The organism is Burkholderia sp. Ac-20379 (assembly GCF_017104645.1).
Lineage (GTDB): Bacteria > Pseudomonadota > Gammaproteobacteria > Burkholderiales > Burkholderiaceae > Burkholderia.
In genome coordinates, this window is the sequence record NZ_JAAGPF010000427.1 from 1 (window position 1) to 5,322 (window position 5,322).

Annotated in this window: 4 protein-coding genes; 2 read left to right on the top strand and 2 right to left on the bottom strand. The window is 68.7% G+C overall.

What is annotated here, in order from left to right; all coding sequences use genetic code 11:
* Both G3N92_RS30620 and G3N92_RS30625 read right to left on the bottom strand, forming a co-directional pair.
* Window positions 1-1,980, bottom strand: a 1,980-nt coding sequence (locus G3N92_RS30620) for an FUSC family protein (RefSeq protein WP_206131294.1), incomplete at its 3' end; no start/stop codon positions are given.
* Window positions 1,980-2,423 carry a MarR family transcriptional regulator gene (locus G3N92_RS30625; protein ID WP_206131295.1) on the bottom strand — a complete coding sequence of 148 codons (444 nt, stop codon included), beginning with the start codon at window positions 2,421-2,423 and terminating at the stop codon, window positions 1,980-1,982. The genes G3N92_RS30620 and G3N92_RS30625, both read right to left, overlap by 1 nt.
* A 452-nt stretch (window positions 2,424-2,875) precedes the next feature.
* On the opposite strand from G3N92_RS30625, the gene G3N92_RS30630 reads away from it, so the two are divergent.
* The gene (locus tag G3N92_RS30630; RefSeq protein WP_206131296.1) at window positions 2,876-4,099 is read left to right on the top strand and encodes a DUF2252 family protein; all 1,224 of its coding nucleotides are present in this window, start codon (window positions 2,876-2,878) and stop codon (window positions 4,097-4,099) included.
* A 66-nt stretch (window positions 4,100-4,165) separates the two neighbouring features.
* Window positions 4,166-5,322: putative zinc-binding metallopeptidase (locus G3N92_RS30635; RefSeq protein WP_206131297.1), on the top strand; the 1,157-nt coding region annotated here is incomplete at its 3' end.

Sequence of the window (5,322 nt, forward strand, 5' to 3'; positions counted from 1 at the left end):
CGGTGCCTGCGCCGCGCCGATCAGATGGCGGATCGCCACGGCGTCGAGCGCGTCGTCGATCGAGGCGAGCAGGCCCGGCGGCGCCGTCTGCCGCGCGTTCGCCTCGGCGCAGGCCGTGTAATGGGCCGTGACGCCGGCCAGCACGCGGTCGATCGCGGCCGGCACGTCGCCGTCGAGGCGTCGCAGCGAGCGGTGGAGGTCGAGCGCGTTCAACGCCACGCGCAGGTCGCGGAAGCTTTCGATCGACGGATGGCGGTGGTCGTCGGACGCGGCCAGGCGCGGCAGCAATTGCGTGATGCGGTCGAGCATCCGCGAGGCGTGGTTGCGCTGATCGAGGATCGGCTGCCGCGACGCCGATTTTGCCACGTCCTCCCAACTCGAGCGCAGCAGCCGGCGCGCGGCCAGCTCGGCGCCGAACGGGCGCGTCGCGCGGGTCCAGACGAACGCGTACAGCAGGCCGGCCACGCCCGCGATATTGCTGTTCAGGAACACGAGGAAATCGGCGGAGTAGGCATCCTGGATGCTGATGAAGGTGGCCGTGTTGACCGCCACCAGCATCGTCACGAGGTTGAACTGCGGGCGCGGGATCAGCGTGCCGACCAGGATGAACGGCGCGGCGAACATCACCACCAGCATCGGGAAGTCGTGCACGTGCGGCAGCACCACGAACAGGTAGAGCCCGGCGAACACCACGCTCGCGCAGGTGGCCGCGAAGAAGCGGAACACCATCGGCGCCGGCTCGTCGAGCGCGGCGAAGAAGCAGCAGGCCACGGCCGCCAGCGTCACGGCGCCCGCACCGTCGTGCCAGCCCGACTGGATCCACAGCCAACACGCCAGCACGATCGCCCCGGCCGCGCTGAGCGTGGAGAACAGCATCATGCCGCGATCGAAGTAGCGATCCGTGCCGCCGAGCCGCCAATGGCGGTAGCGCGGCTGCCAGACGCCCGATTCGTTGGCGATCAGCGCGCGCAGCGAGCGGCAATCCTGCCAGATGTCGATCATCTGCCGCAGCCGCCACAGCGCGTTCGACAGCAGCGCGCCATCCCAGCTGACCATCGCGTCGCCCGACGGCTGCAGCGCCACGATGCGGGCGCGCAGCCGGTCGGCCGCCGGGTCGCCGACCACGCCGGTGGTGTCGTCCGGCGCCGGCAGCGGCGCGTCGAACCATTGCGCGGCCTCGGCCAGCAGCGCCTCGAGGTCGGCCGGCAGTTCCTTCAGCTCGCGCATCAGCGCGATCAGCGGATCGGCCAGCGCCGACATCATCGGCAGAAACAACTGCATGCGGCCGTGCAGCGCCTGCGCGCGCGCCAACACGCGCGGGTGCGCATGGTCGTAGCCGAGCTGGCTCAGCAGGAATTCGAGCGCCGCGAGCGTCATCGCGAGCCGCTGGCGGCAGCCCGACAGCGTCTTGCCGGCCAGATGGCCCGACAGCGTTTCGCGGCCGTAGAACGCGGCGTCGCGGAACCAGGCGTCGGCGCGCTCGATCAGCGTGGGCGCGAGCCGGTTCGGCAGCACGGCGCTGCCCACCACGCTCGCGCAGACGATCCCGAGCAGGATTTCCTCGGTCCGTGAGATCGCCACGTCGAACACGGTGGTGGGATCGGTCACGGTCGGCAGCGCGATCAGCGGCATGGTGTAGCCGGCCAGCATGAACACGTAGCTGCGCGCTGTGCGATCCGACATCGCCAGATAGAGCAGGGTGCCCGTCCAGAGCGCGACGACCACGCTGAACAGGAACGGCGTCTCGACGAACGGCGGCACCAGGAAGATCGCGGCCGACGCGCCGAGCGCCGTGCCGAGCGCGCGATAGAGCGCCTTCGAGCGCGTCGCGCCGACGAACGGGTTCGAGACGATATAGACCGTGGCCATCGCCCAGTAAGGGCGCGGCAACTGGAAGATCAACCCGAGGTAGAGCGCCAGCATCGACGCGGCGAAGGTCTTGACCGAGAACAGCCAGTCTCGAATCGACGGGTAGGTCATTACGCGATCCGCTCGCCGGCCTCGCTGAACGCGTTGAGCACGCGCAGGGTGGTTTCGAGATCCTCGCGGCTGACCGATTTCAGCACGCGGGCGCGCAGCGCGCGCAGATCCTCTTCCATTCGGGCCGTGACGGCGCGGCCTTCGTCGGTCAGCGTGACCGTTTTGGCGCGGCGGTCGTCGGGATCCTCGTCGCGGCGCGCCAGGCCGGCCGCGCAAAGCTGATCGAGCAGCCGCACCAGCGACGGCCCCTCGATGCCCACGTGTTCGGCGAGCGTCACCTGGCGGACCGCCTCGCCGAGCCGGCCGGCGATCAGCAGCGGCGTGGCGCAGGCCTCGGACACGTTGTAGGCGGTCAGGACCGTGTCGCTCGAGCGGCGCCACTTGCGGGCGGCGGTCACGAGCGTGCTGCTGACGGCCATGCGGAGCGTATGGAGATTCGACATGCGGCGGATGATAGCGGAATTCCATTCGATAGCAAACTATCGGTTTGAGGTAAACGCTTTACGAAACGGGCGGCGGCAATCGGCGTTGATTGCCCTCAATTTGTTAGGCGAATTCGTCGAGCGATCCGGGCCCGCGGGGAGGGCGCGATGTCGCGCCGGCGTCACGGCGATGTCATGCCGGTGTCGTCCGCCGGCGCGACGATCGGGCCAGGACATGCGCGGATAAATCGGGTCGAGGCACGATTCGTGCTGCGGTGCATGATCGGCGGCGCGGCTGCCGAACCATCGAGACGTGGAATCAAGGCCTTGCCTGGGTCAGGCGCCGATGCTGCGCCGCATCCCGAGCGCGGCCCCCATTTCGATTCGGGTCGGATGTGCTTATATTTCGAGATTACGCGGCACGTCCCAAGAGGCGGCCGCGCCCGATCTCCCGATCCGTCCAAGGCAAGAACGTGAAAAGCGCACCCGAGGTCACCTACATCCGCCCGCGCCAGCGCGCCGGCAAGCTGGCGATTCGCCGCAACCGCAAGATGGCGCGCTCGGTGCACGCCTACGTGCGAGGCAATACCGCCCGCTATTACGAATGGCTCGCCGAGGCCAAGGTCGGCACGCTGCCGGAAGGGCCGGCGATCTGGATCTGCGGCGATTGCCATACCGGCAACCTCGGCCCGGTCGCCAACGATGCCGGCGAGATCGAGATCCAGATTCGCGATCTCGATCAGACGGTGATCGGTAACCCCGTCCATGACCTGATTCGGCTCAGCCTGTCGCTGGCCACCTCGGCGCGCAGCTCCGACCTGCCGGGCATCGTCACGGCGCGCATCATCGAGCAGGTGTACGAGGGCTACACGCACGCGTTGACGGGCGGCAAGCGCAAGCGCGCGGTGCCCAAGCCGGACGTGGTGCGCATCGTGATGCGCGACGCGCTGGCGCGCACCTGGAAGCATCTGGCGCGCGAGCGGCTGATGGGCGTGAAGCCCGTGCTGCCGCTCGGCAAGCGCTTCTGGCCGCTGTCGAAGACCGAATCGAACGGCATCGCCGCGCTGGTCGACACGCCGGCCATCGTCGAGCTGGCCCTGAGCCTGCGCGGCAACCGGCCGGCCGAGCATGTCGAATTGCTCGACGCGGCGTATTGGGTCAAGGGCTGCAGCTCGCTCGGCCGGCTGCGCTACGCGGTGCTGCTCGACGTGGACGGCGCGGCGTCCGGTGGCGACGATCTGTGCCTGATCGACATCAAGGAAGGCACCACGGCGCTCGCGCCGCGCTACCGCGACGCCGAAATGCCGCGCGACAACGGCAAGCGCGTGGTCGAGGGCGCGCGCCACCTGTCGCCGTATCTCGGCAACCGGATGTGCGCGGCCACGCTGTCGGATCGCTCGGTGATCGTGCGCGAACTGCTGCCGGCCGACCTGAAGCTCGAGATCGGCAACGTCGACGAGGCGGAGGCGCTGCGCATCGCGCGCTACCTGGCGCATGTGGTGGGCCTCGCCCACGCGCGGCAGATGGATGCGGACACGCGCAAGCGCTGGCTGGCGGACTTGAGCCGCGTGCGCTCGAAGACGATCGACGCGCCGTTCTGGCTCTGGCGCAGCGTGATCGAACTGATGGGCAACCATGAAGTCGGCTATCTCGAACATTGCCGGCGCGTCGCGGCGCAAGGTGCGGCGGCGCGCTGAACGGTACCGGGCAACGCAGCAACATCATCGACGGACAATCGGCAGGCGACACAAGGGCGAGGAAGAATGAAAACGTTTCATTGCGACAACTGCGGTCAACTGGTCTTTTTCGAGAACGTGCGCTGCGAGCGCTGCGGTTCGCCGCTCGGTTACCTCCCCGAGATCGGCGAGGTGGGCGCGTTCGAGGTGGACGCCGCGTCGGGCAACTGGCGCAGCCTGCACCGCGACGCCAAGGACAAGCTGTATCGCCCGTGCCAGAACTATTCGGCCGAAGACGTCTGCAACTGGATGGTGCCGGCCGATTCCGACGCGGCATTTTGCGAGTCGTGCGCGCTGACCGAAACCATCCCCGATCTCTCGAATCCGGCGAACCGGCCGCTCTGGTATCGCACCGAGGTCGCCAAGCGCCGGCTGATCTACACGCTGACGATGCTCGGGCTGCCGGTGGCGTCGCGCCAGTTGCGCCCGGACGGCATGAGCTTCGCGTTCAAGGCGGCCACCGAAACCGAGCCGGTCATGACGGGCCATGCGAACGGCCTCGTCACGCTCAATCTGGCCGAGGCCGACGACGCCGAGCGTGAACGCGTGCGCGCCCAGATGCACGAGCCGTACCGCACGCTGGTCGGGCATTTCCGGCACGAGATCGGCCATTACTATTTCGACCGGCTGGTGGCGGGCCGGCACTGGATCGAGCCGTTCCGCGAGCGTTTCGGCGACGAACGCGCCGATTACCAGGCCGCGCTCGACGCGCACTACCAGAACGGCGCGCCGCCGGGCTGGGAGGACAACTACGTCAGCGAATACGCGACCATGCACCCATGGGAAGACTGGGCCGAAACCTGGGCGCACTACCTGCATATCGTCGATACGCTCGATACGGCCAACGCCTGCGGGCTGGTGCTCGATCCTGACGACGAAAGCCTGCCGCGGCTCGACGATCAGACCTCCGTCGACGAAGCCTCGTTCGGCAACCTGATGCGGCGCTGGTTCCCGCTGACCTACGCGCTGAACAGCCTGAACCGCAGCATGGGCGTGGCCGATGCCTATCCGTTCGCGCTGTCGCCGGCCGTGGTCGCGAAGCTGCGGTTCGTGCATCACGTGATCGCGGCGGCGCGCGACGCCGCGCCGGAGGATGCCGGCGGCGCGCGGGCGGCCGGCAGCGAGGAAGACACGGCGAGCGGTGCGGCGAACGCCGCCAGCCAGCGCGAGGCGAATCCGGCCGG

Coding starts and splice junctions, on each gene's coding strand:
- G3N92_RS30625 (WP_206131295.1), bottom strand. CDS start 2,423: ATGTCGAATCTCCATACGCTCCGCATGGCCGTCAGCAGCACGCTCGTG.